Source organism: Agathobaculum sp. (assembly GCF_022775115.1).
GTDB lineage: Bacteria > Bacillota > Clostridia > Oscillospirales > Butyricicoccaceae > Agathobaculum.
The window spans coordinates 1-26555 of record NZ_JALFLA010000039.1; the positions used below are offsets into that span (position 1 = coordinate 1).

26 protein-coding genes, 1 tRNA gene and 1 pseudogene are annotated in these 26555 nt (G+C 60.1%); 16 read left to right on the forward strand and 12 right to left on the reverse strand.

What is annotated here, in order from left to right; translation table 11 throughout:
* Positions 1 to 48: 48 nt before the first annotated feature.
* Together MR935_RS05120 and MR935_RS05125 are read right to left on the reverse strand one after the other, a co-directional pair.
* A complete protein-coding gene (locus tag MR935_RS05120) occupies positions 49 to 300 on the reverse strand; it encodes a DUF6061 family protein (RefSeq protein WP_290571647.1) in 252 nt (83 codons plus the stop codon).
* Between the two features lie 80 nt (positions 301 to 380).
* Positions 381 to 503 (reverse strand): annotated as a pseudogene (locus MR935_RS05125) (helix-turn-helix domain-containing protein); the annotation flags it as partial.
* A 374-nt stretch (positions 504 to 877) separates the two neighbouring features.
* On the opposite strand from MR935_RS05125, the gene MR935_RS05130 reads away from it, so the two are divergent.
* Positions 878 to 4384, forward strand: a complete 3507-nt coding sequence (locus MR935_RS05130; RefSeq protein WP_290571649.1) for an S-layer homology domain-containing protein — start codon at positions 878 to 880, stop codon at positions 4382 to 4384.
* Between the two features lie 121 nt (positions 4385 to 4505).
* Here the strand turns inward: MR935_RS05130 and MR935_RS05135 are convergent, their stop codons facing one another.
* On the reverse strand, positions 4506 to 5105 hold the full coding sequence (locus MR935_RS05135) for a TetR/AcrR family transcriptional regulator (protein WP_290571651.1): 600 nt from the start codon (positions 5103 to 5105) through the stop codon (positions 4506 to 4508).
* A gap of 127 nt (positions 5106 to 5232) precedes the next feature.
* On the opposite strand from MR935_RS05135, the gene MR935_RS05140 reads away from it, so the two are divergent.
* From MR935_RS05140 to MR935_RS05150, 3 genes are all read left to right on the forward strand, one after another.
* Positions 5233 to 6411 carry a transglutaminase domain-containing protein gene (locus tag MR935_RS05140; RefSeq protein WP_290571653.1) on the forward strand — a complete coding sequence of 393 codons (1179 nt, stop codon included), beginning with the start codon at positions 5233 to 5235 and terminating at the stop codon, positions 6409 to 6411.
* Between the two features lie 12 nt (positions 6412 to 6423).
* A complete protein-coding gene (locus MR935_RS05145) occupies positions 6424 to 6984 on the forward strand; it encodes a hypothetical protein (protein ID WP_290571655.1) in 561 nt (186 codons plus the stop codon).
* Positions 6985 to 7141: 157 nt separating this feature from the next.
* Entirely contained in the window at positions 7142 to 8329 is a 1188-nt protein-coding gene (locus tag MR935_RS05150) for a pyridoxal phosphate-dependent aminotransferase (protein ID WP_290571657.1), read from the forward strand.
* Between the two features lie 395 nt (positions 8330 to 8724).
* Here MR935_RS05150 and MR935_RS05155 read toward each other — a convergent pair whose 3' ends face one another.
* Positions 8725 to 8898, reverse strand: a complete 174-nt coding sequence (locus tag MR935_RS05155) for a hypothetical protein (protein ID WP_290571659.1) — start codon at positions 8896 to 8898, stop codon at positions 8725 to 8727.
* A gap of 142 nt (positions 8899 to 9040) precedes the next feature.
* On the opposite strand from MR935_RS05155, the gene MR935_RS05160 reads away from it, so the two are divergent.
* The 4 genes from MR935_RS05160 to MR935_RS05175 all read left to right on the forward strand — a co-directional run bounded on the left by MR935_RS05160 (position 9041) and on the right by MR935_RS05175 (position 13050).
* Positions 9041 to 9970 (forward strand): DMT family transporter, encoded by a 930-nt coding sequence (locus MR935_RS05160; protein WP_290571661.1) that lies wholly within the window; start codon positions 9041 to 9043, stop codon positions 9968 to 9970.
* Positions 9971 to 10049: 79 nt separating this feature from the next.
* Complete coding sequence (locus MR935_RS05165; protein WP_290571663.1) at positions 10050 to 11423, forward strand: MBOAT family O-acyltransferase; 1374 nt, start codon at positions 10050 to 10052, stop codon at positions 11421 to 11423.
* 11 nt (positions 11424 to 11434) lie between these two features.
* Complete coding sequence (locus MR935_RS05170) at positions 11435 to 12493, forward strand: alginate O-acetyltransferase AlgX-related protein (RefSeq protein WP_290571665.1); 1059 nt, start codon at positions 11435 to 11437, stop codon at positions 12491 to 12493.
* A 53-nt stretch (positions 12494 to 12546) separates the two neighbouring features.
* Positions 12547 to 13050, forward strand: coding sequence for a hypothetical protein (locus tag MR935_RS05175; protein ID WP_290571667.1), 504 nt, complete (start codon positions 12547 to 12549; stop codon positions 13048 to 13050).
* 49 nt (positions 13051 to 13099) lie between these two features.
* Here the strand turns inward: MR935_RS05175 and MR935_RS05180 are convergent, their stop codons facing one another.
* The 3 genes from MR935_RS05180 to MR935_RS05190 form a co-directional block, all read right to left on the reverse strand.
* On the reverse strand, positions 13100 to 13681 hold the full coding sequence (locus MR935_RS05180) for a sugar O-acetyltransferase (RefSeq protein ID WP_290571669.1): 582 nt from the start codon (positions 13679 to 13681) through the stop codon (positions 13100 to 13102).
* 12 nt (positions 13682 to 13693) lie between these two features.
* A complete protein-coding gene (locus tag MR935_RS05185; RefSeq protein ID WP_290571671.1) occupies positions 13694 to 13867 on the reverse strand; it encodes a DUF6472 family protein in 174 nt (57 codons plus the stop codon).
* Positions 13868 to 14112: 245 nt separating this feature from the next.
* Positions 14113 to 15834, reverse strand: a complete 1722-nt coding sequence (locus MR935_RS05190) for an S-layer homology domain-containing protein (RefSeq protein ID WP_290571673.1) — start codon at positions 15832 to 15834, stop codon at positions 14113 to 14115.
* 342 nt (positions 15835 to 16176) lie between these two features.
* Between MR935_RS05190 and MR935_RS05195 the strand changes: the two genes are divergently transcribed.
* A tRNA-Gln gene (locus MR935_RS05195) sits at positions 16177 to 16250 on the forward strand.
* Between the two features lie 239 nt (positions 16251 to 16489).
* Positions 16490 to 16726 (forward strand): S-layer homology domain-containing protein, encoded by a 237-nt coding sequence (locus tag MR935_RS05200; protein WP_290571675.1) that lies wholly within the window; start codon positions 16490 to 16492, stop codon positions 16724 to 16726.
* Positions 16727 to 16859: 133 nt separating this feature from the next.
* Here the strand turns inward: MR935_RS05200 and sigK are convergent, their stop codons facing one another.
* Positions 16860 to 17555: an RNA polymerase sporulation sigma factor SigK gene (gene sigK, locus MR935_RS05205; RefSeq protein ID WP_290571677.1), complete on the reverse strand. Its 696-nt coding sequence runs from the start codon at positions 17553 to 17555 to the stop codon at positions 16860 to 16862.
* Between the two features lie 141 nt (positions 17556 to 17696).
* Between sigK and yajC the strand changes: the two genes are divergently transcribed.
* From yajC to MR935_RS05235, 6 genes are all read left to right on the forward strand, one after another.
* Positions 17697 to 18029, forward strand: a complete 333-nt coding sequence (yajC, locus tag MR935_RS05210) for a preprotein translocase subunit YajC (RefSeq protein ID WP_290571679.1) — start codon at positions 17697 to 17699, stop codon at positions 18027 to 18029.
* A 64-nt stretch (positions 18030 to 18093) separates the two neighbouring features.
* Entirely contained in the window at positions 18094 to 18510 is a 417-nt protein-coding gene (locus MR935_RS05215; RefSeq protein WP_290571681.1) for a TIGR04086 family membrane protein, read from the forward strand.
* Positions 18511 to 18522: 12 nt separating this feature from the next.
* Positions 18523 to 18669, forward strand: a complete 147-nt coding sequence (gene scfA, locus MR935_RS05220; protein WP_290571683.1) for a six-cysteine ranthipeptide SCIFF — start codon at positions 18523 to 18525, stop codon at positions 18667 to 18669.
* Positions 18670 to 18908: 239 nt separating this feature from the next.
* Positions 18909 to 20279: a thioether cross-link-forming SCIFF peptide maturase gene (scfB, locus tag MR935_RS05225; protein WP_290571685.1), complete on the forward strand. Its 1371-nt coding sequence runs from the start codon at positions 18909 to 18911 to the stop codon at positions 20277 to 20279.
* Positions 20280 to 20391: 112 nt separating this feature from the next.
* On the forward strand, positions 20392 to 20883 hold the full coding sequence (locus MR935_RS05230; RefSeq protein ID WP_290571687.1) for a hypothetical protein: 492 nt from the start codon (positions 20392 to 20394) through the stop codon (positions 20881 to 20883).
* 65 nt (positions 20884 to 20948) lie between these two features.
* Entirely contained in the window at positions 20949 to 21488 is a 540-nt protein-coding gene (locus MR935_RS05235) for a hypothetical protein (protein ID WP_290571689.1), read from the forward strand.
* Positions 21489 to 21742: 254 nt separating this feature from the next.
* On the opposite strand, the gene dnaJ is transcribed toward MR935_RS05235, so the two are convergent.
* The 4 genes from dnaJ to hrcA form a co-directional block, all read right to left on the reverse strand.
* Complete coding sequence (gene dnaJ / locus MR935_RS05240) at positions 21743 to 22885, reverse strand: molecular chaperone DnaJ (RefSeq protein ID WP_290571691.1); 1143 nt, start codon at positions 22883 to 22885, stop codon at positions 21743 to 21745.
* A 91-nt stretch (positions 22886 to 22976) separates the two neighbouring features.
* Complete coding sequence (gene dnaK / locus MR935_RS05245; RefSeq protein WP_290571693.1) at positions 22977 to 24821, reverse strand: molecular chaperone DnaK; 1845 nt, start codon at positions 24819 to 24821, stop codon at positions 22977 to 22979.
* 47 nt (positions 24822 to 24868) lie between these two features.
* Entirely contained in the window at positions 24869 to 25414 is a 546-nt protein-coding gene (gene grpE / locus MR935_RS05250; RefSeq protein WP_290571695.1) for a nucleotide exchange factor GrpE, read from the reverse strand.
* A gap of 17 nt (positions 25415 to 25431) precedes the next feature.
* Entirely contained in the window at positions 25432 to 26469 is a 1038-nt protein-coding gene (hrcA, locus tag MR935_RS05255; RefSeq protein WP_290571697.1) for a heat-inducible transcriptional repressor HrcA, read from the reverse strand.
* Between the last annotated feature and the right edge of the window lie 86 nt (positions 26470 to 26555).

A 26555-nucleotide genomic window follows, 5' to 3' on the forward strand; every position in this document is an offset into this window, starting at 1 on the left:
GCCAGCTATAGAGGAAGTATTTCAATGTATCGCTGACAGATTTGATTATCAGTCGAAATCCAACTGCGGAATATTCGTTACGGTTCGCAAGTATTCTTCTGGGTCAGCATTCAAAATCAATTCCGCATAGGACAGCGGATCATTGTAGATGAGCCAGTCCAGTTCAGACCGCTGGAAACGGCTGTTTGCCACCTCATCCTCAACAGCGGTACAGTTAATGGAAATTATGCTTCCGTCAGAATATTTCAGTTCCACACAGGCGGTGTCGATATTAAACTCACAGGAAATCAGTTTTTTCATGGGGAATACCTCCAAAATTTGATATTCTGGAAGTAGTGTAAGCGTGGGTTTGTGGTGTGGTATCCTTAACTATGGGAAACTCCGCGCTCCCACTTGGACACGGCCTTGTCGCTGACGTGCAGGCGCTCGGCCAACGCGCGCTGGGTCAGTCCCTGCTCGGTGCGCAGCTGGCGGATCAGCCCACCGGTCTTTGCATGATCCATTGTTTTTCACCTCACAGAGCTATTATACCGGGTTTGTGCCGCGCGCGCAATCAACGCGCCGTAGAGCTTGCACCGGCGCGCCTGCCTCGCATACAGTGCCATAGGCAGTATGCCGCAAAATCTGCTAAAAATGGTTTTTTATTCCAGAAAATCATCTTTTGTGTTAAAGTAGGTTGATTTTCCAGCGCCAATCTGTTATTCTATAACAAATATAAGCGCCCGCATGGAACGGCTTTGCAGCTTTGCGGAGGGGAGGCGATGGCAAAATCGTACGGCGGCAAGGCACGCGGCGCGCCACAAGGGGGTATCCCCTTGTGGGAGACAGGATATCTGTCTCCCACCAATCTTTCTGCTGACAGAAAAAAGGAGGCACTATGAGAAAACGAATCGTAAGCATCATCACAGCCTTGGCGCTGTGTCTGAATCTGCTGCCCGCCATGGCGCTGGCTGCACCGGGTCTGACCGTCTCGATCGGTGGGACGGCCTTGCAGTCCGGCAAGGAATATGTTGCCGCACCAGGCGGCGGCGTGGCGGAGCGAACAGATACTACGCCAAATTACATTGCATACGATGCGAATACCGCCGTGCTGACCGTGTACGGCAAGGTTGAGATAACGGCGGCAGGCATGCAGGTTGCCGGTGGGACGCTGACCGTCACCGGCGAGGAAAAGACTGCGCTGACGCTGACGGACAACCGGGATCAGCCCACAGTTCATCTGGAAAACAGCACGCTGACGCTCGCGGGCCATGTGGACTTCACCGCCACGTCCAGCGCAAGCGCTGCCGCGCAGGGCGGTGCGATGGACACCGTCACGGACTACACCGGCAGCATCACGCTGTCCAATAACAGCAAGGGCAGCGTTGTGCAGGGCGTAAGCTTGAACCTGCGCACCATGGGGGATATCACCATCCAACACACCGGAACCGTGTACTCCCTCGGCTCTTCGTATTATGCCATTGAGTATACCGCCGACAGTCCGGCTACGCTTTCCGCCAAGACCGTGACGGTCAAGAGCAATATCAGTGCGGCGGTCAAGGGCGACGGCCTGCTGACCATCATCGACACCACAAAGGCCTCTATCAGCGGCTACGGCAGCGAGCCGGTGGTGGGAAAAGCGCGCTTTGAGTACTGCGGCGAGGTAGAGGTCAAGGAGAACGAATACGACAACGAGGGCGTTGTCGTGCAGGAGCTGACGAGCGTTGAATGCGGCAGCGTAACGCTTGTGCGCACGGCGCTTAACGCGACGCCGTTTTACGATAAGGTAACGAGCGATAAGCTGGTCATGCTGCAGGGCGGCGTGGGTACACCGCTCCTTGTCGCGCTGGAGGACGGTACGCTCTGGTTCTACGGCGGCGATATCACAAATACGGGCATCAGATACACCAACAGCGGCGAGGTGCCCAAGGGGCAGACCTATTACGAGGCGGGCGAGGGCAGCGTGCGCTTCGTCCCCATGATGTATGGCGCACCCGCACGGCTGACGCTGAATAACGCAATATTGCATGGTGAACTGAATATGTGGGGCGTCACCAGCGACCTCATCCTTACGATAGAGGGCAGCAACCGGGCAAGTTATATCGGCGGAATGCAGAACAAAGATTTACTGTTCACGCTGGCCGGCAGCGGTGAGCTGACGTTCGACAGGTTGGCGTGGGGGCAGGTGCCTGCGGGGCTTGACAAGGTGCGGCTGAATGGACTGGTGGCGAGGTATGATACCAGTCAAGATAGTCTGGTTACCGCCTATGGAAACGCGACGATGACAGCAACAGGTGGCGGCACCTTCACAGTGGGCAGTGTTGAGGAGAAGCCTGGCACATATGCGAATGTCCGGCTTGCCCTCGCGCCCGGCGCGACGCTCACCATCCCCGACGGTCTTACGCTTGAGGTCAACCGCATGGACTGGCTGGAAAACAACGGCAGCATGGTCAACAACGGCATCGTCAAGCTGACGGATAACAGTGTACAGGATGTGAAAGCTGCCATCCGCAGTCTGAAACTGACAGGCGCCGGTCTGGTCAGGGCGGTGAACGCGGGTGGCCAGCAGACGACCTATGCGAACAATGGCTCGGTGTGTATCGAGGGCACGCTCGACCTCACCAACGCCGGAACGGAGGGCGAACTGGATGCCAACGGATACCACTGGGACAACGCCGCGAACACGCTGCAGCTGAAGGATATCACCTTAATGGACAGCGTAACGCTGCCGGCCGGTGACGCGGTGACCATTGTCACCACAGAGGAGAGCTTTATCAACGATATCGCCTTCGCGGGCGGAGATGCCGCGAATGTGACCTTCTCGGGCGCGGCGCGGCTGCTCGTCGGCAGCATTGCGGATACGCAGGCATCCAGCCTGACCGTGGACACGGATACCGAGGTAGTTGTGCAAAGAGGCGGCATCAGCTTGGGCAGCGATGCAGACGGCAAGGATGCCGTGGTCACGGTAAAGGGCAAGCTGACCGCGAACGGTGATACGCCAACTCTTATAAAAGATGGGCTGCGGCTGAACGGCGGCGTGTATAACCGCGCAAATCTGTCGAGGGCACCTGTGAAGAATGTCCCGGCGGTCAACGTCGGGCAGGTGGTCGTTGGCAGCGGCGGCGTGCTGACCGTTTCCGGCGCGCAGGGCGTGCAGATCAACGGCATGAGCGCCCCGGATGGGCTGCTCGGCGCGTTCCAAGTGGAGGAGGGCGGACAGTTCATTGCGGACTGCACCGACTACAACCTCATGGTGCGCGCGGACGGCGCGGCCATCACCGCTGAGCAGGCAGAGCAGATTGTCAAGCTGCCGCAAGGCTATCTGCCGGACGGGTATGCCGTGCGGCTGGTCAACAGCGCGGATGGCTCGCAGCAGGCGGTCACTATCGCACCGGAGAACGCGGCGCTCACGCTGTATCTGGGCAAGCTCACCGGTGCGGCCGGTCAGTTGAGTGTCACCAAGCAGGATGCCCCGAATGGCGGCGGCGATATCCCGCCCAGCAGCGGCGATGTGCCTGATGGCGGTGGGGATACCCCGAGCGGCGGCAATAACGGTGGCAATAACAGCGGCGCCACGTCCGGCGGCGGCTCGAACACTGGCGCTGCGACCCGCGCAGTCAGCGTGGGCAGCAGCCAAAACGGCACGGTGACACTCAGCCACAAAAACGCCGCCCCGGGCACGGCTGTTATCATCACCGCGACCCCGGATAAGGGTTATCGGCTGAGCGGTATCACCGTTACCGACAAGAACGGCAAGCAGCTGGCGGTCACCCGCAAGAGCGACAGTGTGTACACCTTTACGATGCCTGCGGGCGAGGTGGAAATCAAGGCCGTGTTTGAAAAGGCCGATGCCGAGACCGAGCGCCCGATGCTGCAATTTGGCGATCTGGATACAGGCGCGTGGTATTACGAGGCGGTGGACTATGTGCTGCAGAACGGCCTGATGAGTGGCTACGGCGACGGGAGCTTTGGCCCGGATGACAGTCTCTCCCGCGCGATGCTGGCGCAGATCCTGTACAACAAGGAGGGCAAGCCCGCCGTGTCCGGCACAGGCAGCTTTGCCGATGTGCCGCGCGGCGCGTGGTATGCCGGCGCGGTCAGCTGGGCAAGCGAGAGAGGCATCGTTAGCGGCTACGGCGACGGCGGCTTTGGGCCGGATGATCCCATCACCCGGGAGCAGCTGGTCGTCATGCTGTGGCGCTATCAGGGCAGCCCTGCCCCCACCGGAACAATGCCGGACTTCACGGACGCGCAGCAGATCAGCGGCTACGCCAAGGATGCTGTGACATGGGCGGCGGAAAACGGCATTGTCAGCGGAAACGGCGGCGGCGTACTGGTGCCGAGCGGCATTGCCACGCGCGCGCAGGTAGCGCAGATGCTCAAGAACTTTATGGAAAACGCCTGAAAAAACGGGAATGGCGCGCATTCGCGCGCGGCGGCATACCGGAAAACGGCGTTTGACGAAAACAGCGGTCTCCTTGCGTTGAGCAGGGAGACCGCTGTTGATTTTGCCGGTGCGCTTGCGCCTAACTGCCGGGCGGTGCTTCCCGTTCAGTCATGCCGTACAGCATGGTTTGCAGCAGCGCTTCGGACTGCTGCTCGCTATCCTTGGCCGGGCTTTCGCGGAGATAGACACCAAGGAAATTGACAAACACGCGAAACTGCTGAATGGCCTGCTCCATAGATAGCTGCGGCCGCAGCCGCTCTTGCTGCAGGACAGTGCGCAGCAGGTCATCGTTGAGTGCGTCAAAAGCCGCGCGGCAAGCGTGCAGCGCCTCGGATAAGTGCGTCGGCGGCTCGATCAGAATGTCGTAAAACAACTGGCGATAGGCGGGATGGCTGCGGAAAAACTGCATCCGCACGGCAAAATACTGAGCGACTGTCACGCTGGCGGGGTCGATCTCGCTGCGCAGGTAATCGGTCAGCTCGTCAAACATCTGCTGCACGCAGGCCAGATAGAGCGTATCCTTGCTGTCGTAATAATGGTATAGCTGCCCTTTGGAGATGCCGCCGTGCGCACAGAGCAGGTTGAGCGAGCTGCCTGCGTACCCGTTCGCCGCAAATTCGGCAAGGGCGTGCGACAGGATGCGCGCGCGCCCTTTGCGGTTTCGTTCTGCCTGCTTCATCCATTTCACCTCCTCCGGTTACAGTATAACAAAAGCCGCGTTTTGTGTCTATATGATGCTTGACTGGCAAAGACTTGTGTGATAATATATAACAAACCATATAGTCTGTTTTTTGAGGAGGGGCATTATGCTGCGTAAATGGACAGCGGGACTGCTTGCAGTATCGGTGCTGTGCCCTGCCGCGCTGGCGGCCGAACCGGCGCGCGTGGAGCAAGGTGTTGTCTCCGCGTGGACGGCGGTCAGAAGCATGGCGCGGCAGAGCTGGCAGGAGATGTGTCAGTTCGTCATCGGGCAAATACGCGAACAGTCCGCCGCACCGGACGGGCAGCCGGTTGCCGTTGCCAGCTTGCAGGAGCTGGGAGAGCAGCTGCAAACGGCGATCGCTGCGGTGCGTCAGCCGCCGGTGTTTGACGTTTCCGCGCTATCTGCGCAGGCAGCGTTGGAGTTAGACGTGAAAAACCTGTATTACGGCGTGATCTCCGCCCATCCGGACTATAAATACGCCTATGATCTGCAAGCTGAGCGAAACGGTGAGCTGCTGCGCTGCACGATCCGGTACATGCCCTATCGCAGCGGGGATTACCCGGAGGGCTTTGCGGGCGCGCCGGTCGGCAGCCTGCCGGAGCTGATGCAGCTGGCGCGGGAAAATATAGCACGGCAAAGCGTCGATATCCGCATCACGAACACCGCGATGACGGTGGATGACATGAACAAAGCATTTCAGCAGGTGGGCGGTGGGTATATCCTGTGCCAGCTTGGCCGGGATGGCACGACCATCACCTTTACCCCGCAAAACCAGCTGACGCATGCGGCTGCGGCGGCGCGGCTGGACGAGATCGACCGGCTGGCCGAGACGATGCTGGCGCGCACGGTCACGGCGGACGGGAGCGCGGCGCAAAAGGCCGAGGCGCTGTACACCGAATTGACCAAAACTGTCGTTTACGACCATCGGTACTATGCCGACCGTGCGGCGATGCCCTATGATTCGACAACGGCCTACGGTGCGCTGCATGACCGGATGGCGATCTGCGGCGGCTACGCGCAGGCGCTGCAGGTGCTCTTTGACAAGGCGGGCATTCCGTGCTATACCGTCAGCGGCAAGGCAAATGGAGAATATCATATGTGGAATATCGCTTATCTGGACGATGTCTGGCAGTATTTTGATCCCACCTATGACCGCGGCCGCGCGGCATATGGCTTTTACCGCTTTGCCGTGCCCGCCGAGCAGTTGACAGGCTACCAATGGGATCAGTCGTGGGTGGAACGGTTGACACAGGCAGCCGTTTTGGCATACACCACACAATAAAAGGAGGAGAACATGATGGACAAGAAGTGGATGGTGCTCGTGGCGCTTGCCATGGGTGTACTGCTGGCCGGCTGCACACCGGCGGCGCAAACGACAGATGAGGGTACGGCCGGCAACGGTGCGTCGCAAACGGCGGATGAGGGAGTAGCCGGAGACGGTCTGGCGCAGGTGGCCTCTCTGCTCGGGCAGCAGGATGCCGATACGGCTGATCTGTTTGGCGGCGGCACGGAAAACTGGACGGCGGACAAGTCCGTCTATATCGGTCGCGTATTTGAAACCAAGCTGTATGGCGAGCCGGTAACCATCTACACCTCCTGCGGACAGGATGATGTGGTGGAATCGGTGTCGGTCTGGATAGCGGACGGCACGGGCGAGGTATCCGATCAGCAGGTGGGGGACTGGCAGATGCGCGTCTCCGAGGCCACCGGCGTGCAGATGGAGGATATGGGTCAGGCATCCGAATCCGGTACATACGCTTGGCGCTGGCAGACGAATGATACATTCTACACGCTGCGCCCGCTGGAAAATATCCTATCGCTGGACATCATTCCGGCCGTGGGTGAGCTGCAATAATATGGCTTTTAGCCATAGAAAAACTGAGAGAGTGCGAGCGGAGCGGTGCGCGGGTAGCCGCTCCGCTCGCTTTTGCGCCTGAATGGCTGGGGGAAGCACTTGCCAATGCTTTTGCACTGTGCTATAATAAACCGACAAATGAAAGGGGAATGCTGTTATGCTCAATGAGACAATGACCGCGCTGGGCAAGCACCGCTCGACCATCCGCGAGATTTTTGAATACGGCAACCGCCGTGCGGTCGAGGTGGGCCGGGAGAACGTGTTTGACTTTTCTATCGGCAACCCGTCCGTGCCCGCGCCCGACGCGGTGCGGCAGGCCATGCTGGCTGAGGCTGCGGGCGACCCGGTGGCGCTGCACGGTTATACCTCGGCGCCGGGCGCGGCTGACGCGCGTCAAGCGCTGGCCGACGACCTCAATCGCCGCTTCAGCACGGATTACACGGCGGATAACCTGTATCTGACCGCGGGCGCGGCTGCTGCGCTCTCCTGCGCGTTTAAGGCAATGGCCTGCCCGGGGGACGAGTTTGTCGTGCTTGCGCCGTATTTTCCTGAATATAAGATGTTCATCGAACAGGGCGCGGGGGGCAAATGCGTGGTCGTACCGCCGTCAGTTACGGATTTTCAGATCGACTTTGACGCCTTGGCGCAGCGCCTGAATCAAAAGACCAAGGCGGTCGTCATCAACTCACCCAACAATCCCTCGGGTGTGGTGTATACCGAGGCGACCATCCAGCGTCTGGCCGCGCTGCTGCGGGACAAGGCGCGCGCCTTCGGCCACCCAATCTACCTGATCTCGGACGAGCCGTACCGCGAGATCGTGTACGACGGCCTGACCGTGCCGTTCGTGCCGCACTATTATGAGGATACCGTGGTCTGCTATTCGTATTCTAAATCGCTTTCGCTGCCGGGTGAGCGCATCGGCTATGTGCTGGTGCCGCCGCGGGCGACCGACAGCGGCGACCTGTACGCCGCAGTATGCGGCGCGGGGCGCGCGCTCGGCTACATCTGTGCGCCGAGCCTGTTCCAGCGTATCGCGGCGCGCTGCGCGAATATGACCAGTGATATCTCGGTCTATCAGACCTGCCGCGATCTGCTGTATGACGGGCTGGTCGAAATGGGTTACACCTGCGTCAAGCCTGAGGGCGCGTTCTACCTGTTCCCGCAGACGCTTGAGCCGGATGACCGCGCGTTCTGTGAGCGCGCCAAGCAGTATGATCTGCTGCTTGTGCCCGGCGTTGACTTCGGCGCGCCGGGGCATATGCGCATCTCCTACTGCGTGCAGCCGGATACCATTCGCCGCGCGCTGCCGCTGTTTGGCAAGCTGGCGGAGGATTACCGCAAATAATTTGTGAATAGATTACAACAAAATGGAAAATAAATTGTGCACAAAACATATTTTATATGTTCATTGCACAAATATATAGATAGACAGTTAGATAATATTCATAAAAAACGCCGCTTGCTTTTGCAGGCCGCAATGTATATGATAATGGCAGAGAGCCGAAAAACGGCCTCTGCCACTTTTATTTGGAAGGGAGAGAGCAAAGGATGAAGGGCTTTTTCGATGGTCTGGTGGCCGTTCGCACGTTGGATATGGAGCCGCGCCGCGCTGTGGCGCGTAAGCTGCGCCGACAGGCGAAGTAATCTGCGCGGACGCGTGCAGCGCAGGAGCGTGAAAAAATGGCGATCGAACATGAAAGCTGAAAGACCTTCCGGACGATGCCGGAAGGTCTTTTGCGCTTACCCGAGACGCTGCTTGCCGGTCAGCAGGGCGGTCTGCCGCCGGAAGTACGCGGCGCGTTCCGCAGGAGTCGCGGGGCGGATGTGTTTTTTGCCGCAGTCCGGGCAGGCGGTTTGCTGTTCGCTGCCGATGAACACATAGTGGCAGCATTTGGTTTGGCAGGTATAGAGCATATGGCTGCACCTCCTTTGTGCTGACAGGATAGCATAAAAACCGTCCAATAAAACTCCCTTTTGCCGGAGGCGCCGGTTGACTTTAGCTGGGAGATGCGCTATGCTTCATAGCGGAAAGATATGCTGCAAAGGAGCTGACAAAATGCGGGAACAAGGGGCGGGACTGGCGCGTCAATTATACATACCGGCGGTGCTGTGCACCGCGCTGTGGGGCAGCGCTGCGCCCTGCATCAAGAAAGGTTATCTGCTGTTTGGAATCGGAGCGGGGCAGGCGTTCTCCCAGTTGTTGTTCGCGGGCTGGCGCTTTGCGCTGGCCGGACTGCTGGTGCTGTTGGTCGCCCGCTGTAAGGGGCGGCGCATCGTGCCCCGGCGCACGGAATGGCGGCCGATCCTATGGCTCAGCCTGTTTCAGAGTATGATACAGTATGTGTGCTACTATATCGGCCTGTCCGCGACCACAGGGACAAAGGGCGCGGTGCTCTCGGGTACGCAGAGCTTTTTCGCGCTGATCCTGGCGCATTTGTGCCTGAAAAATGACAAGCTCGACCGAAACAAGGCGTTGGGCTGTGCGCTCGGCTTTGCGGGCGTACTGGTGCTCGGCATGGGCGGGCTGAACAGCTTTTCCCTTGTGGGGGACGGCCTTGTGCTGCTGTCGGCGGCATCGGCGGGCGCGGGCGCGCTGGTGTCGCGCATCTTCACGCCCGGGCGCGATCCTATGCTGCTCACCGGTTGGCAGCTGCTGATTGGCGGTTTGTTCCTGCTCGCGGTCGGCACGGCAGGCGGGGGCAGGCTGACGGCGGTCACACTGCCGGGTGTGCTGCTGCTGGGGTATATGATCGTGCTCTCGGCTGCGGCGTTCACCATCTGGACGGCGCTGCTCGGCAAATTCCCGGTCGGCAAGGTCAGCTTGTTCGGCTTTTTGATCCCGGTGTTCGGCACGGTGTTTTCCGCCCTTGTGCTGCGGGAGAACGTGTTCACGCCGCGCAACATGGCCGCGCTCGCGCTGGTCAGCGGCGGTATCGCCCTGTCCAACACCGTGCGGGGGAGTAAAGCGGGCGGCGAGCAGGCATAATAAGGGCAACGCCGCGTGCGCAGCGCATTGCCAAGTCGGCTCGCGTGGTGCGGGCGGAGAAAGAAAAGGGATCGTACACATGGTTTTCAGCTCGGCTATTTTTTTATTTTTCTTTTTACCGGCTGTGCTGCTGCTCGACCGGCTGCTGCGTGGCATCAAGGCCAAAAACGCGCTGCTGCTGCTGGCCAGCCTGCTGTTTTACGCTTTCGGCCAGTGGCAGTATCTGCCGCTGCTGCTGGCATCGGTCGCGCTCAACTACTGCTGCGGCCTGCTGGCCGCCGGGAGGCATCCCAAGCTGGGTGTGGCGCTGGCCGCAATTGGCGGGTTGGGGCTGCTGGGCGTGTTCAAGTACGCCGACTTTGCGATCGGTGTGGTAAACGGCCTGACCGGTCTTGCACTGCCGCCGGTCGGTCTGGCGCTGCCGATCGGCATCTCGTTCTTCACCTTTCAGGGGCTGTCCTATGTGGTGGATGTATACCGGGACCGCGCGGTGGTCTCCCGCTCCTTTGCCAAGGTGCTGCTGTATATCGCGCTGTTTCCGCAGCTGATCGCCGGTCCGATCGTCAAATATCACGACATCGAGCGGGAGCTGCGCGAGCGCCGCACCGATTCGGAGCAGACCGCGCTGGGCATTCGGCGCTTTATCTGCGGCATGGCCAAAAAGCTGCTGCTTGCCAACACGATGGGACGCATGGCCGACGTGGTATACGCCCTGCCCGCCGGGCAGGTGGGCGCGGCGGCGGCATGGCTGGGCGCGGTGTGTTATATGCTGCAAATATATTTTGACTTTTCCGGTTACAGTGACATGGCAATCGGCATGGGACGGATGTTCGGCTTTCATTTTTTGGAGAATTTCGACCACCCCTATGCCGCGACGACCATCAAGGAATTCTGGCGGCGGTGGCATATCTCGCTGTCGACTTGGTTTCGGGACTATTTATACATCCCGCTGGGTGGCAATCGCCGTGGGCGTGCACGGACATGGCACAACCGCTTCTTTGTGTTTTTCGCCACCGGCCTGTGGCACGGGGCAAGCTGGAATTTCGTGCTTTGGGGGCTGTGGCATGGGCTGTTCTCCGTGCTGGAGGATTGCGGCGCGCTGCCCGTGCGCCGTCTGGCGGGGAGGTGGAGCGGCAGGGTGTATACGCTGCTGGTTGTGCTCGCCGGGTTTGTGCTGTTTCGGGCGGAGACGCTGCCGCAGGCGGGCGCGATGCTCGGCGCGCTATGCGGCGCGGGCGGGCTGACGGCGGGGCTGCCCGCAGTTTGCGCGCTGCTCACGCCCGCGTTTGTGCTGACGCTTGCGCTGGCGCTGCTGCTGTCGTTCCCCGTCGCGGCGCGGCTGCGGCCGAAAAACGACGGCTGGACGCTTGCCGGGGCGTTTGCGCTGCTCGTGCTATGTATGCTCGACCTGTCGGCAGGCACGTTCAACCCGTTCATCTATTTCCGCTTTTAAGGAGGGCCGCGATGAAATACAAGCTCTTTACAGCGGCCTTCGTGCTGGCCTGCCTGCTGCCCTCGGCCGGGATGCTGTTTGTGCCGCCCACCCAAGCGGCGGCGAACGAGCGGCTGTCGCCCGCGCCGGTGCTGCGTCTGGAAAGCGGCGCATGGAATCCCGCCGTGTTTGACGAGACGACGGCCTATGTGGCCGACCATTTCGCGCTGCGGCAGCAGCTCGTGACGATAAACGCCGCGCTGCGCACCGGGCTGCTCGCCTCCTCGCCGGCGGAGGATGTGATCTACGGGCGGGATGGCTGGCTGTACTATGCAAAGACGCTGGACGATTATCAGAACCGCGCCACGCTGTCGCAGGATGAGGCGCGGCAGCTCGCGCAGACCGTGCGGGCGATGCAGGATTACTGTCAGGCGCGGGGCGCGCGGTTTGTGTTCACCATTGCGCCCAACAAGAACTCACTCTATCCGGAAAAGATGCCCGCGCGCTATCTGCGGGCGGATTCCCCGGGCAATTATGCGCTGCTGCGGCCGTTTTTGCAGGAATTTGGTGTAAACTACGCCGATTTGTTCACCTATTTGTCCGGCTGGGACGAAACGCTGTATTACAAGACCGACTCGCACTGGACAAACCGGGGCGCGGCGCTGGCGCACGATTTGCTGATGGATACGCTCGGTCTGCCGCATACGGTGTCCGGTCAGGCAGACTATACGGTCGAGCGCGCCCATCGCGGCGACCTGTACGAGATGCTGTACCCAAAGGGCGCGGCGTATGAGGAGCAGCAGGTCTATGCCCACCGCTTTGCGCATGTGCGTGAGCCGCGCTCGGCCGAGGATATTCTGATCGAGACAATGTGCGTAGACGCGCCGAACGGGCGGCTGCTGTTCTGCCGTGACTCGTTCGGCAACGCGCTCTATCCCTTTTTGGCCGATTCCTTTTCCGCCGCCACGGTCACGCGCGCCATGCCGTATCCGCTGGCTGATGTGCAGCCGGGCGACACGGTGATTGTCGAGATCGTCGAGCGGAATTTGCCCAACCTGCTCAAATATCCGCCCAATTTGGGGAACGAATGAGGGATACGCCCCGTCCAACAGGATATATGACAAAAAACACGGAGGGATGTAGCATGAGAAAGAAAATAAACGCGCTTATGCTGGCGCTGCTGCTGTGCGGCGCGCTGACCGCCTGCGGCGGCGGCGCGGACAAGCGGCCGGCCGAGCCGGACAAGGCGGAGCAGTCGGTCGCGGATGACACCACGCCGGTGGAGGCAGGGGAGGAGGGCGTGCAGGCGGACATCGAGACGCAGCCCGCCGATGGCGCTGCGGATGAGCTGCCGACTGCGCCGCCGGATACCGGCGCGCCTGCGCCTGAACCCGCGCCGGCCCCCGCGCCCGCGCCGGCACCGACACCCGTGCCGGAACCCGCACCGTCTGCGCCGACCGCGTCGCAGGCCTCGGGTTACATCGGCTCGTCCGCCTCGGCGCTGGAGGCCGCGCTCGGCGCGCCGAGCGCCAAGGCCTATTCGCCCAGCTGCATGGGCGAAGGGGAGGACGGCGTGTGGACGTACAGCGGCTTTACGGTGTACACCTACCGCGAAGGCAGCACGGAGACCGTCGAAGCCGTGCAGTGATGCAGCAGAAAAAAGCCGTCCCGCATTAAGCGGGACGGCCTTTTTGGGTTTACAGGATGACGCGGCGCGGCTTGTCCGCGATTTGGCGGACGACGCGGCAGGGATTGCCCACGGCGAGTACGCCCGCGGGGATATCGCGGGTGACCACGCTGCCCGCGCCGATGACGGTGTTGTCCCCAATGGTCACGCCGGGGAGCACACACACCTGCGCACCTATCCAGACGTGATGGCCGACCGTGATGGGCTTTGCGTATTCCAGCCCGGCGCTGCGCTGCGCCACATCAAGCGGATGTCCGGCCGTGTAAAAGCCGCAGCTTGGGCCGATGAACACATGGTCGCCAAAGGTGACGGGTGCGCTGTCGAGCACGGTCAGGTTATAATTGGCGTAAAAATGCTTGCCCACACGCATATGATAGCCGTAGTCGACAAAAAACGGCGGTTCTATCACGGTCTGCTCCCCGCAGGCGGCGAGCAGCGCTTGCAGCAGGCGCAGGCGCTCGGCCGGGCGGGAAGGACGGAGCTGGTTGTACTCCATGCACAGCTCCTGCGCACGGGCGCGCGCCGCGAGGAGCTGGGGGTCATGGTTTGGGTCGTACAGCAGCCCGGCGGCGGCTTTTTCTTGTTCGGTCATTGGGGTCTCTCCTTAGTTTTGGCGGCGCACGAGCGCGTAATCATCACCCGGGCGGTAATAGGGGCAGGGGCCGGTGCGCTGGGTCAGACGGTAGAACTCGTCTTCGTCAAGATAGGCCGTGCAGAGGTATTCGTCCAGCACGCTGTCGTAGGTGTAATAGAGACAGCCGTCGCAGTTGCTGGTCATATCGTTCTCCCTCCTTCATAAGCTGTAAGGAGCATACCATATTCGCAGGGAAAACGCAAGGTACCCGCGTCTCTTATGTCAAACGATACGCCTCGTGGCACATGAAAAAACGCACGATTGTCAACATCGTGCGTTTTTCCGAGGGGACTCGCCTGTGTCCTTTGGACACGGTTGGCGTACCTTATCCTTGTAGGAGTGGTCTTGTGTGGGATCGACCGCGCGGGCGGCGATCCTTGTTGTTGATATTACTTTGCTACGTTCTCGCAGAAGCGCATCAGGATGGTGGCAACTTCTGCACGCGTTGCGTTGCCCTTGGGGTTGAGCGCCATGCCGGTGCTGCCGGTGATAAGGCCCTCAGCGTTGGCCCACTGCATTGCAGTGGTCGCGTAAGAGCTGATTTGAGCAGCATCGGTGTAGTTGTCCAGCGCGTTCGAGGCGGTCACGGCATAGCCCTTGAACGAAGCATAGCGGTACAGGATCGTAGCCAGCTGCTCGCGGGTGATCGCGGTGTTCGGCGCAAAGCTGGACGAGCTGATGCCGTTGACGATATTGTTGGACGCCGCCCAGCTGACCGCGTTTGCATAGTACGAGCCGGAGGCGACATCCGCAAAGTCGGAGGCCGAAGCCGCCGGCTCCAGCTCCAGACGATGCAGGATGGTGACGATCATCGCGCGGGTGGTGGTTGCGTTCGGGCTGAACTGGCCATCGCCCGTGCCGTTCATCATGCCGTTTTCATAGACGTACTTGACCGCTTCGCTGTACCATGCGGTAGAGGCAACATCGCCGAACGGCAGAGCGGACGAGCCGGTTTCGCCGGTGGAGCCGCCCGGCACAGTCGAGCCGCCCGTAGAACCGGAGCCGCCCGTGGCGTTGCCGGAGCCGCCGCTGGAGCTGCCCGTGCTGGTGAAGCTGACCGCTACGGTCGCGTCAGCGGCAGGCATGCCAAAGCTGTATACGTTGCCGTTTACAGCCTTTTGGGCTACGGTCGAGCCGTCCTTGTTAGTGACGGTGACACCGCTGGTCTGATAGCCCGAAGCGGGATTGACCGTGACCAGCAGGGTGTCGCCATGGACAACATAGGTGTTATTGCCGATGTCGACAGCTTCGACAGCCGCGCCGCCATCAGATGCCGACAGGACAGCCGTGCCGCCTGCGGTGGTCGTCAGCGTGACCGGGATGCTGGTGATGGGTGCGCCGCCCTGAGCGGGGATGGTTTGATAGTTTGTGACCATAACACCCTCGGCAACCTCAATGTTGAGGTTCTGGGCATTTGCCGGCACTTGCAGCGTGGTGATGTTGCTGTTGATGGCAACCGTAGCGCCATCCTCAACCACAACCGTGCCTGTGACCGCAGCGGTCACATCGAGGCTTCCGCCTTCCTTGACGGTGATGGCTTTATCAGCGCCAAGGGTGACGGGAGCGGTTACCTCGGCCTTGACGCCGCTGTCAATGCTCACGTCATCATAAGTGCCGCCCGCAATGGTAACCGTGCCGTCGGCGCTGAGCGTGTTCAGACCGGTGGCTGCACGAGCCAGCAGCATCACCGAACGCACCGGCGCGGGCAGGCTGTCAATCACTACCGGGCTTTCAAAGGTCACATACGGCCCAAGGCCGAGCGCGCCGCCTACCTGGAAGGTGATGTTACCGCCATCGGTAGCCGCCCGCATGACGCCGCCCTTGGCATTCGAGCCGCTGACATTGAGCTGGCTGCCCTTGTTGACCACGATGGTGTCTGCCCGCAGCACATAGGTGTCCGGGTCGATGACGTACACGCTCTTGGTGTCCGCTGCGATGGTGTACACTTGCTTGAGAGTGGTGTCCTTGCTCAGCTTATAAGTATAGAAAGCCGGGTCAGCACCAGTTTGCGTCCAGTCCAAGCTGACATCACTGTCTGCCGCAAATGCGGCGGGTACCATTGTGAGCACCATGCACATAGCAAGCAGTGCCGACAAGATTCTTCGCTTCATAATTGGGGGTTTCCTCCTCATAAAATGGAGTTTGAGATGTTGCGAGCTGTTGGGATAAGACCATTCCTCCTTTATCTTACACATACACAGCGTGATTGCGGCGTACTTTATCCGATTTTAACAAGGATAAGGATGGGAAATATTATACCATTGCAAACATACTTTTGCAAGTACCCCATATATAGGCAGGGAAATATTTCCTGATATGGGAATGGCAGAGGTATTAGGCCGTTGAAAAATATTGGGATAAATTTTTGTTAGAATTTTTTTGTATAAAGGCTTGACTTTTTGTAATGATATAGATATAATAATTTTTGTCAGTTTCACTGATACCAGCCAAATAGCCGAATTGTGTAAAGGTAGCACGACAGACTCTGACTCTGTTTGTGAGGGTTCGAATCCTTCTTCGGCTGCCACCGAAAAAGCAGCTTTTCACTTGGAAAGGCTGCTTTTTTCATTATTTGCGGTTGTCCGCATATCTTGCCTTTCACATCTAACACAACGGCAGCCCCCATTTGTCAGGCAGTAGGGTACATCATCGGCAAATGGGGGATTTTCTGATTTCGTGCCCAATACGACTTGATATTGTCAACATCATAAAGTGGGTCAAGGCAAACGGTGTGTCTGACGGCAGGCTCTGATGGCGGCATCACCCGTGAGCAACTGGCAACCATGCTGTAGCGCTATGCGGGCAAGCCCGGTGAGCGGCCACAGTTTGGTGCATTTTGCCGACGCACAGCAGGTCGGTGGCTTTGCACAGCAGGCGCTGGCATGGGCGAACGAGAACGGCATCATGAGTGGTAAGGGCGATGGCATCTTCGTCCCGCAGGTCATGGCTACACGGGCGCAGGTGGCGCAGATGCCCAAGAATTTTGTCGAGAAGGCGCAGTAAGGAGAATAGGACACATAAAAATAACTGCGGTGGGCACTGGATCGTACAGCGACCCAGTCTCCACCGCTTTACCTACAGCAAGGCATTTGGACGGACGGGAGGGGAAAACCGTTTTCTCGTTCGGCCGCGCGTGTCAAAGCTGTTCCATGGAGGCGCGCAGCTTTTCGAGCGCGCGCTTTTCGATGCGCGATACATACGAGCGCGATATCCCAAGCTGCGCGGCGATCTCGCGCTGGGGCAGCGGGGCGGGTAGGCCGAGGCCGTAGCGCAGGCGGATAATCTCGCGCTCACGGGGGGATAGGCAGTCTGCCAGCGCATGGTGCATGGCGTCGTAGCGGTCCTGATCGTCGACGGCGCGCAGGGCATCGTCCTCGCAGCAGATCACATCCTGTAGAGCGAGGGCGTTGCCGTCGCCGTCGGTCTCAAGCGCGTCCGAGAGTGACAGCTCACCCGCCGTTTTGCGCTTTTGCCGAAAATGCATGAGCAGCTCGTTCTGGATGCATTTGGAAGCGTAGGTTGCCAGCTTGATGTTCTTATCCGGGCGAAACGTGCTGACCGCCTTGATCAGTCCAATGGTACCGATCGAGAGCAGGTCGTCCTGCTCGGCGCTTGCGGCGTAATATTTTTTCACGATATGCGCTACCAGACGCAGGTTGTGCTCGATGAGCAATCCACGCGCCTGCTCGTCGCCCTGCTCGAGCATACGGCGTAGCAGCTCCTGCTCTTTTTCGGGCGAAAGCGGCTTGGGAAAGGATCCGTCCGTGCCCTGCACGCGCAGAACGAAGAAGAAAAACGCGCCGCCAAGCGCGAACAGCGCAGGGATCAACATAATACGCACCTCATTTTCTGTAGAGTACGGTCATCCTATGACGGCCGCAGGCTGTCCTATTCCACCAAAATAGGGCTTGTATTTTTCGGTCGTATCCGGTATAATAGCTATTATCGGTGAAATGAACGAGGAGGTGTAAATATGCTGAGTGGACAGGAGTATCTGACGGCGATCGGCCAGTTCGCGCCGTTTGTCATTCTGATCGTTCTGTTTTATTTCATGCTCATCCGTCCGCAGAAGAAGCGCGACAAAGCTGAGCGGGATATGCGCAACTCGATTGCGGTGGGCGATGAGATATCGACCATCGGCGGCTTCATCGGCCGCGTGGTCAACATCAAGGACGATGTGCTGACCATCGAGTCTTCGAGCGACCGCACCAAGCTCAAAATCTATCGCTGGGCGATTCGCGGCAAGGAGGCCGAGCCGGTCGAGACGGTCGAAGCCCCCAAGGACGCGGACAAGGATGAGAAGTAAAACCGGCATATCCCAGCCTCTTGCCGAATAGGATAGAACATCTTTTTCGGCGGGAGGATGCGCAATGACAAGAAAAACCAATGAGGGTCGCTCTCCGGCCGGCATTCTTCTGCCGGCCGCGGCGGCCGGCATGATCCTGACCCTGCTGCTGTTACTGGCCGGCGCTTTGTTGGTGCGCAGCGGTATGCTGGGCGAGGGAATGACTACGCCGTGGGCGCTGGGCGCGCTGATGCTTGGCTGCGCGGTGGCCGCGCTGTTTGCGGCTGGCCGTGCTCCGGGCGGCAAATTTGTCTGGGCGGTCGGCGCAGGCGCGTTGGTTTTTCTGCTGCTGCTGGCGATCGGCGCCGCGCTGATCGACCAGCCGGTACATATCGTCCGCATGGCGGTCAGCTTGCTCTGCGCGCTGGCGGCCTCGGCGCTCGGCGGTTTCGCCGGCGCAAATATGCGCAAGAAAAAAAGGTATCATCATGTGAAAAAGTAGGAGGGAATCACCATGAAGCATGTATCCACCCTGACCTCTGCAACGCTGAAGCAGACTGCCGCCCACGGCGGCTGCGGCGAATGCCAGACATCCTGCCAGTCCGCCTGCAAGACTTCCTGCACGGTGGCAAACCAGAAGTGCGAGCACACTGCTAAGTAAACCAAGCCTGCTTGCTTGATGCCGCAGGCTGACCGAGCCTACGGTTCGGAGCGCGTGTGGCCCGCTTGCGGCACACGGTTTCGGCGGCGCAAGGAAAAAGTCAGGCGACTGTCCTGATTTTTATCAAGCGGTGATTTGTGCCGCTTTGCTCAAAACCGCGCATAGCGCGCATATGGAAGAATCGGCAAAGGCGCGCGGTTTGCGCGCCTTTGCTAACGTTTCGGAGGAAATAGACAAACATGATCCATCGCTACACAAAAAATGGACTGAATTTCGTGCTGGATGTCAACTCCGGCGCGGTTCATGTGCTGGATGACATCGGCTACGCGGTTTCCGGCTTGATTGACGAAAAGATGGGCGAGCAGTGCCCGCCTCAGCTTGTCGAGGCGCTGCCGCAGTACAGTGCGGACGCAGTGCGCGAAGCGTATGACGAGCTGTACGAGCTGAAAAAAGCAGGCCAGCTCTTTGCCGCGGACGATTATATTGATGTCGGCAGCTATATTCCGGTCGACGCACCGGTCAAGGCGCTGTGTTTGCACGTCGCACACGACTGCAACCTCAGATGCCAATACTGCTTCGCCGCGACCGGCGACTTCGGCCAAGGCCGCAAGATCATGCCGCCCGAGATCGCCCGTAAGGCGATCGACTTTGTCGTTGCCCGCTCCGGGCAGCGGCACAATATCGAGGTCGACTTCTTCGGCGGAGAGCCGCTGATGGCGTGGGACACAGTCGTGCAGACGGTCGATTACGCGCGCAGCATCGAGCAGGCGGCAGGTAAGAAGTTCCGCTTCACCATCACGACCAACGGTCTGCTGCTCGATGAAGACAAGCGCCGCTACATCAACGAGAATATGGACAACTGCGTGCTGTCGATTGACGGCCGGCCGGATACCAACGACGAGTTTCGCAAGACGGTTTCGGGCGCGGGCAGCTATGATGTGATCGTGCCCAATTTCAAGGCGTTGGTCGATGCGCGCGACCCCGCGCTCGACTACTATGCGCGCGGCACGTTCACCGCGCACAACCTTGATTTTGCCGACGATGTTGTCCACATTGCTGACGCGGGTTTCGATCGTCTGTCGGTCGAGCCGGTCGCGGCCGATCCGGGCAGCGGCTATGAGTTGACCGAGGCCGACCTGCCGCGTATCAAAGCGGAATATGACCGCCTGACTGATATTATCGTCGAGCGCCGCAAGGCGGGCAAGCCGTTCAGCTTTTTCCACTTCATGGTCGATCTGGAGCAGGGGCCGTGCGTGGTCAAGCGGCTGCGCGGCTGCGGCGCAGGCTATGAGTATGTGGCCGTCACACCGGACGGAGATATTTATCCCTGCCATCAGTTCGTCGGCAAGGAGGAGTTTAAGCAGGGCAACATACTCGACCAGTCGTTTGACATGGATATTGCGCAAACATTTGCCGAGATGAACATTTACACCCGTCCCAAATGCCAGACGTGCTGGGCAAAGTTTTACTGCTCGGGCGGCTGCTCGGCATCCAACTACAATGCCAACCGGGATATGAATGACTCCTACGAGCTGGGCTGTGAGCTGGAACGCAAGCGCTTGGAGTGTGCGATTTACCTAAAGGCGGTCGAAAAAGGCTGCGCGGATTGAGCGATAGCAACAAATCTCATCCGCCGCGCCGGAAATGCATTGCGGCTGTGGCATCCGATGTCGTATAATGGAGACTGTATCTTCGATTTGCCCTATCAAAGGAGTGGATTCCATGCCGCAGAACGTATTGGTATCGGTGCTGGGCGAGGGCGCGTATTTGCAGCCGCTGGTGCGCGCCATACTGAAGCGTGAGCCGATCCCGGCGCGCAATCTTTGCCTGTCGGCCAAAAACGCCGCGGCCTGTCAGGCGGCGGAGGGCTATGCCGCGCGCATCTGTGAGGATGCTGCTGCGGCCATCCTTAACAGCGAGATTGTGCTGGTCACCGCCTCCCGGCGTGAGATGCCGACCTGCCTTGCACAAATATCTGACTGCACCCAGAAGCGCGTGCTTGTCACCGTGTGCGACGATGCGCGCGTCAACTTGGCCTATGTGGTTGAGCGCATTGCCGGTGCGACCGAGTTTGTCGCCGCGGTGCTGCACAAGGGCGAGGGCGGCCGCTTTTTCGCATCTTACGAAATCGCAGACAAAACGCGCCTGTTCCTGCATCAGCCCTGCCGTGATCTGGTGGACGCGCTGTGCGAGGAGCTGAACACGGCTGGCTGAGCCGGTTCTAACAAATCAAAACCGAGAATATGCTGTATCATGACCTTCCGCAAGGGGGAAGAAGAATGAGAAAACGGCATATCCTCGGTTTTTTTGATGAGCTGTCGCGCACACCGGCTTTTTTGTTCCTGTGCGCGATGTTTTTGTGCGGCGCGGCGGCGGGCGCGCTGACCGGCCTGCGTGCCGCCGCGCAGGGCGGCGCACAGACGCTGGCATCCATGCTCGCCGCGCTGCCTGCCCACCTGTTGCGAAGCGCGCTCAGCGCCATGCTTTGGCTGGCGCTGCCGCTTGTGTGCGGCCTGCTGCGCCCGGCTTCGCTGTTTCTGGCAGCGCTGGCGGCGGCGCGCGGCTTTGTGCTGGCGCTGACAGCAGCCGTCGCCCTCGGTGATACAGACGGGCTGCTGCTTTCTCTCTGCGCCACCGGCCTGCCTGCCTTGCTGAGTGTGCCCGCGCTGCTCGCCGCGTGCGCTATGGTGTGGCAGGCGGGCGAGACAAGCGGACGGTATTCCCTGCGCACCTGCCGCGCGCCGTATGTGGTCTGCCTTGCGCTGGCGGTGTGCAGCGCACTGCTGCGCGCCGCGCTCGCCGTGGTGTGCAAGCTGTAAGACAGGCGTTTTACCCGGTGAACGGGAAAGGCAGCCGCATCCGACTTGTGGAATCGAGCAATCCTTGATAGCATCACCGCGCTTTGACGGGCGCGCGGTCGTTTTCGCGCACACGATTGGAAAAAGTGAGCAAAATAAGCCGAAAGGCTCGCAAAGCGCGGCGCTGCCGGGGCATCAAAAAAGTCTGCCATGGGGCAGACTTTTTTTGATGTAGCAAGGACGGCGGATAAGCCGCTTTGCTCTGCGCCGCGCTGTTACCGCTCGCTGAAAGCGTCCTTTACCTTGTCCCAAAAACTCTTTCGCTGGCTCTGGTTGGTATCGGTGGCGCTGTCCTCAAACTCGCGCAGCAGCTTTTTCTGCTTGTCGGACAGGTGCTTGGGCACTTCGATGTTGACGCGCACGAACTGGTCACCCCGGCCGCGCCCGTTTACATTTTGAATACCCTTGCCCTTCATGCGGAACATCGTGCCGGTCTGTGTGCCCTCGGGTATCTTGTATTCCACGCGGCCATCGACCGTCGGCACCTGCAGGGTGTCGCCCAGCGCGGCCTGCGCGAAGGAGATCGGGATGTCGATCAGCACATCCTGTCCCTTGCGTGTGAAGATGGGGTGCGGCCGAATGGACACGGTGACGATCAGGTCGCCAGCCGGGCCGCCGTTCACGCCCGCGCTGCCCTGCCCGCGCTGCTGAATGGACTGCCCTTCGTCGATACCGGCGGGGATATTGACCTTAAACTTGCGCGTTTTGCGCACACGGCCCGCGCCGCCGCATTTGCTGCACGGCTTTTTGATGATCTTGCCGGTGCCGCGGCAGTTGGGGCAGGCCGCCTGCGTTTGGAACATGCCGAGCGGTGTGCGCTGGGTCTGGGTGACCGTGCCGGTGCCGCGGCAGTTCGCGCAGGTCTCGGCGCTTGTACCGGGTGCCGCGCCTGTGCCGCCGCATTCGTCGCAGGTTTCTATCCGCTCGATCGAAAGCTCTTTTTCGCAGCCGAAAGCGGCCTCCTCAAACGAGAGGATGATGTTCCGGTGGATGGATTCGCCGCGCTGCGGCGCGTTGCGGCGGGACGAGCGCCCGCTGCCAAAGCCGCCGAAGAACGAGCCGAAGATGTCACCCAGATCGCCAAAGTCCGCAAAGCTGCCGTCAAAGCCGCCTGCGCCGCCGTAGCTCGGGTCAACGCCGGCAAAGCCGAACTGGTCGTATTTGGCGCGCTTATCCTTGTCCGAGAGCACCTCATACGCCTCGTTTACCTCTTTGAACTGCTCGGCAGCCTCAGGGTTATCCTTATTCAGATCAGGATGGTACTTGCGGGCAAGGCGGCGGTAGGCCTTTTTCAGATCGTCCTCACTTGCGCCCTTTTGTACGCCGAGCACCTCATAATAATCTCTTTTATCTGCCATTGTGATTCCCTCAAATGGTAATAGAATTACAGCGCCGTAGGGCGCGACGCTCCGGCCAACCGGAGTCATCCCGCCCTACGAAAGCGTTTGCTTACTTGTTGTCGTCGTCCTTGACCTCGGTGAAATCGGCGTCCACAAAGTCGCCCTGCGAGCCTGCGCCTGCGCCCGAGTCTGCGCCGCCCATATTGGGGTCGCCCTGCGGCGCCTGCTGCTGGTAGATCTTGCCCGCCAGATCGCCGAACTTCTTGGAAAGCGCATCGGTCGCGGTCTTGATCTGCTCGGTGTCCGTGCCTTTCAGCGCGTCCTTGACGCGGTCGATTTCGGCCTGTACGCCGGCCTTTTCGTCGGCCGACAGCTTATCGCCCAGATCGCTCAGCGCCTTTTCGGACTGGAACACGAGCTGCTCGGCGCTGTTGCGCACCTCGACGGCCTCCTTGTTCTTCTTATCCTGCTCAGCGAACTGCTCGGCCTCACGCATGGCCTTGTCGATCTCATCCTTGCTGAGGTTGGTGGACGCGGTGATCGTGATCTTCTGCTCCTTGCCGGTACCCAGATCCTTGGCCGATACGTTTACGATGCCGTTCGCGTCGATGTCAAAGGTGACCTCGATCTGCGGCACGCCGCGCGGCGCGGGTGCGATGCCGTCGAGCGTGAAGCGGCCGAGGGTCTTGTTGCCGCTTGCCATCTCGCGCTCGCCCTGCAGGATGTGGATCTCAACCGAGGGCTGGTTGTCGGCCGCGGTCGAGAAGATTTGGCTCTTCTTGGTCGGGATGGTGGTATTGCGCTCGATCAGGCGGGTGCATACGCCGCCCTGCGTCTCAATGCCGAGCGACAGCGGGGTTACGTCGAGCAGCAGCACGTCCTTGACCTCGCCGCCGAGCACACCGCCCTGAATGGACGCGCCAATGGCAACGCACTCATCCGGATTGATGCCCTTGAAGCCCTCCTTGCCGGTGATGCCCTTGACAGCCTCCTGCACAGCCGGGATGCGGGTCGAGCCGCCGACCAGCAGCACCTTGGCCAGATCGGAGGCCGACAGGCCGGCGTCGCTCATCGCCTGACGGACAGGCCCCATCGTGCGCTCGACCAGATCGGCGGTCAGCTCGTTGAACTTAGCGCGGGTCAGTGTCAGCTCAAGGTGCTTCGGGCCGGTCGCGTCTGCGGTGATATACGGCTGATTGATCGAGGTCTGCGCCATGCCGGACAGCTCGATCTTTGCCTTTTCCGCGGCTTCCTTCAGGCGCTGCATGGCCATCTTGTCGGTGGACAGGTCGACGCCGTTGGACTTTTTGAATTCGCTGACCATCCAGTCGATGATGCGCTGGTCAAAATCGTCGCCGCCGAGGTGGGTGTCGCCCGCAGTGGCCAGCACCTCAAGCACGCCGTCGCCGATATCGAGGATGGAAACGTCGAACGTGCCGCCGCCGAGGTCATACACCATGACCTTCTGCTCGGTCTCCTTATCCACGCCATAGGCAAGGGCAGCGGCGGTCGGCTCGTTGATGATGCGGAGCACCTCCAGACCGGCGATCTTGCCCGCGTCCTTGGTAGCTTGGCGCTGCGAGTCGGAGAAGTAAGCCGGCACGGTGATGACGGCCTGCGTTACCGGCTGGCCGAGGTAGGCTTCGGCATCAGCCTTCAGCTTTTGCAGGATCATTGCGGAGATCTCCTGCGGGGAATAGGGCTTACCGTCGATGTCGACGCGGTAATCGGTGCCCATATGGCGTTTGATGGAAATAATGGTGCGGTCGGCGTTGGTGACGGCCTGACGCTTAGCCACCTGACCGACCATGCGCTCGCCGTCCTTAGAGAAGGCGACAACGGACGGGGTCGTGCGCGCGCCCTCGGCGTTGGGGATAACGACGGCTTCGCCGCCCTCCATGACGGATACGCAAGAGTTGGTCGTACCCAGATCAATGCCAATGATTTTGCCCATGTTCAAATAACTCCTTTAGTATGATAACTATATTTATTTAACGGTAGTCAGTTTGCGACCTTGACCATCGCGTGGCGGATGACCTTGTCGCCAAAGCGAAAGCCCTGCTGGAACACCTCGGCGATCACATTCGCCTCGAGGTTTTCGTCCTCCACATGCATGACCGCATCGTGCAGGTTGGGGTCAAACGCCGTGCCGGGGGCGGCCTCGATGACCGTTACGCCCAGCCCCTTTAGGCTTTCGGTCAGCTGCGTCATGGTCAGCTCGACGCCCTTTTTATATTCCGTGTCGGCCGTTTCAGCGCCAAGCGCGCGCGCAAGGTTGTCATAGGTTGGCAGCAGCGCCTTGACCGCGTGACCGACCGCCTCGCCGTAGGTCTGCTCGCGCTCGCGCTGGCTGCGCTTGCGGAAGTTGTCGTACTCAGCAGCCATGCGCAGGTAGCGGTCGTTCAGCTCGTCGTATTTGGACTTCCATTCATCCTGCGGCGGCTGCGGCTCGGCGGACTGCTCCCCGGCGGTTTGCTCGGCCGGGGCAGCTTCCTCCGCGGTCTGCTGCTCAGTCTCAGCCGCCTCAGGCTTGTTTTTCTTGCTCATGTCGTTTGATGCCTCCATCATTCTTTTTCATCCAAAAAGGTCTCGGCGATCAGGGTATTCAGCTCCTTGGCAAAGCGGCTGAGCCGCGCGGACAGCTTGGCATAGTCCATGCGCGTCGGGCCGACGATACCGATCGCCCCCTGACCGATCTTGCCGATATCATATTTTGCGTAGATCACAGAGGTTTCACTCAAGGGGTTTTCGCCGTTTTCCGGGCCGATAAAGAACTGAATGCCGTCGATCTTGCGTGTGCTCGGCAGCAGGTGCTTGTGGTCGATCTCCATATAGTCCAGCAGCGCGCGCGCCTTGTGCAGATCGCGGTATTCGGGAAAGCGGAGCAGCTTGCTCGTCCCCTCGAGATAGACCTTCTGGTCGCTCAGCTCCTCGATCAGCTCGGCAATGTACTCAGCCACCGGGGCGAGCAGTGCGGAAAGCCCCGCGGCGCGGCGCACGATGTCAAACCGCTCGGCGGTGATGCTGGTCAGCGGCAGGCCGGTCAGCGTTTGGTTGAGCACATAGGTGAGCAGCTCGGTCTCGTCCTTGCTGACCTCGGTCAGTGTGCGCACCAGCTTGTTTTTGACTGAGCCGGAATCGGTGACGACGACGATGACAAAGCTGGTCGGATCGACCGCGATGATCTCAAACCGGCGGATGGAGACCTGCGTCATCGCCGGGGTAATGGCGACCGAAGCGTAGTCGGTCATGCTGGAGATCAGGCGGCCGGCCTCCTGTATCAAGCGGTCAAGCTCACGCACCTTGGTTTGCAGGATGTGCTGCAGCGGGGTGTCGTCGCCCTCGGTCTCATCCGGCTGCTCCATCAGCTCGTCAACATACAGGCGGTAGCCCTGCGGCGAGGGGATGCGGCCGGCCGAGGTGTGCGGCTTTTCCAGATAGCCCATCTCCTCCAGCTCGCTCATCTCATTGCGGATGGTGGCCGGAGAGAAAGGAAGCGCGTGCCCCTCGGTCAGCACCTTGGAGCCGACCGGCTCGGCGGTGCGGATATAGTCGCCGATGATGGCCTTGAGTATTTGCTTTTTGCGTTCCGAAAGCTCCACAGGTGTGGCTCCTTTCTCAAAACGGGTTAGCACTCCGACTCTTTGAGTGCTAAAACTAATTTACCACCGAGCAGGGGCAAAGTCAA